1 protein-coding gene is annotated in these 2,160 nt (G+C 66.5%); it reads right to left on the bottom strand.

The window, feature by feature from the left end; genetic code table 11:
• A partial coding sequence (locus tag G4D83_RS45105) for a condensation domain-containing protein (protein WP_240357192.1) occupies positions 1-2,160 on the bottom strand: 2,160 nt, incomplete at both ends.

Genomic DNA, 2,160 nt, shown 5'->3' with positions numbered 1-2,160 from the left:
ACGAGCGCAGGTAGTGAGCGAGCTGGTTGGAGCGCGAGTCGAGCTGGGCGTAGGAGAGCGACTCCTCGCCGGAGACGACAGCGACAGCGTCGGGCGAGCGAGCAGCCTGCTGAGCGAAGAGGGAGTGGATGGAAGCGTCGCGCGGGTAGGCGGACGTGGTGCCGGTCCACCCGGTGAGCACCTGCTGCTTCTCGGGGGCGGACAGCAGGGAAAGCGCGCTCAGCGATTGCTCGGGCTGAGAGACCGCGGCCTCGAGCAGCACGGAGAAGTGACGGAGCAGTCCCTGCATCGACTCCGCGTCGAAGAGGTCGGTGTTGTAATTGATGATGCCGGAGAACTGCTCCGCCTCTGTGAACAGGAGGCTGAAGTCGAACTTCGACGTGTTGATATCCGCGGGCAGTGCAGTGAGTTCAAGACCCGCGAGAGCAAGAGCCTCCTCGGGGGCGTTCTGCAGCGTGAGCGAGACCTGGAACAGCGGAGAACGGCTCAGGTCGCGCTGAGGCTGGAGCTCTTCGACAAGCTTCTCGAAGGGGACGTCCTGGTGCTCGTAGGCGGCCAGGGTGGACAGGCGCACCTGTGAGAGCAGCTCGCGGAAGGACTGGCTGCCATTGATGCGTGCACGCAGGACGAGCGTGTTGACGAAGAATCCGATGAGGCCTTCGGTCTCGGCACGGTTGCGGTTGGCGACCGGCGAGCCGACGGAGATGTCATCCTGGCCCGAGTAGCGAGAGAGCAGGAGCTGGAAGGATGCCAGCAGCACCATGAAGGGCGTGGCGCCTTCGCGCTGAGCCAAGGCCTTCACGGCTTGAGACAGCTCACGAGTCAGGTCGATGGGGAGCACCGCGCCGCGATACGTCTGGGCGGCGGGACGCGGCCTGTCGGTGGGCAGATCGAGCGAGGTGGAAGCGCCGGAGAGCTGCTGTCTCCACCAGGCAAGCTCTTCGGCGAGGACGTCGCCCTGGAGCCACTGACGCTGCCAGACGGAGAAGTCGGCGTACTGGATGGGCAGGGGTGCGAGCTGGGCGGCCTCGCCGCCGGAGAACTGGCGGTAGAGCGCCGCCAACTCACGGACCATGACGGCGATGGACCAACCGTCGGACGCGATGTGGTGGACGGTGACGAGGAGCTGGTGCTGCGTCTCATCCAAGCGGAGCAGTGAAGTGCGGACGACAGGACCACGGGCCAGGTCGAAGGGACGCAGAGCCTCGGCGGAAGCCAGACGCTGGGCCTCTGCATCGCGCTCGTGCTCGGGCAGGGACGAGAGGTCGACGAGAGGCATCTCCAGCAGGAAGTCGTGCTGGATGAGCTGAACAGGCTGTCCCTCGTGAACAGCGAAGCGGGTGCGCAGGGCCTCGTGGCGCTGAATCAGCGCGTTGAGAGACTGAAGCAGTGCGGACTGGTCCAGCGAGCCGGAGAGCTTGAGGACCCAGGGGATGTTGTAGGCGGAAGAGCCGGGCTGGAGCTGGTCGAGGAACCAGAGGCGCTGCTGGGCGAAGGAGAGGGGCAGCGGCTGTGCACGGTCGACAGGGACGAGGGCGGGCTGGCGAGACGAGGAGCCGTGGAGCAGCTCCAGCCGCTCGGAGAGAAGCGCGACGGTGGGAGAGGAGAAGAGCTCACCGAGGGGCAACTCAACGTCGAAGGTGGAGCGGATGCGAGAGACGACTTGAGTGGCGAGGAGGGAGTGTCCGCCCAACTCGAAGAAGTCGCCGTGGACGCTGACGCGCTCCAGGCCGAGGACGTCGGCGAAGATGGAGGCAAGACGCGTCTGAGTGGGGGTGGAGGGCGGAGCGAAGTCGTCGCCAGAAGTGGCGGCGGCGAAGTCGGGAGGAGGGAGGGCCTTCCTGTCGAGCTTGCCGTTGGCGGAGAGAGGGAAGGACGGGAGCGAGACGAGAGCGGCCGGCACCATGTACTCGGGCAGGCGCTGGAGGAGGAAGGCACGCAAAGCCGAGGCGTCGACGGAGGATTCGGCGGAGGTGAAGTAGGCGACGAGGCGCTTGTCACCGGGGACATCCTCGCGAGCGAGGACGACGGCTTCCTGGATGCCGGAGAAGAGGCGGACGGCGGCCTCGACTTCGCCCAGCTCAATGCGGAAGCCGCGCACCTTCACCTGGAAGTCGGAGCGGCCGAGGAACTCGAGAGAGCCGTTGGCGAGCCAGCGGA

The organism is Myxococcus eversor (assembly GCF_010894455.1).
In the GTDB taxonomy this organism is placed as follows: domain Bacteria; phylum Myxococcota; class Myxococcia; order Myxococcales; family Myxococcaceae; genus Myxococcus; species Myxococcus eversor.
Note: the sequence above shows the minus strand (reverse complement) of the source record. Positions and strands in the feature narration are given on the sequence as shown.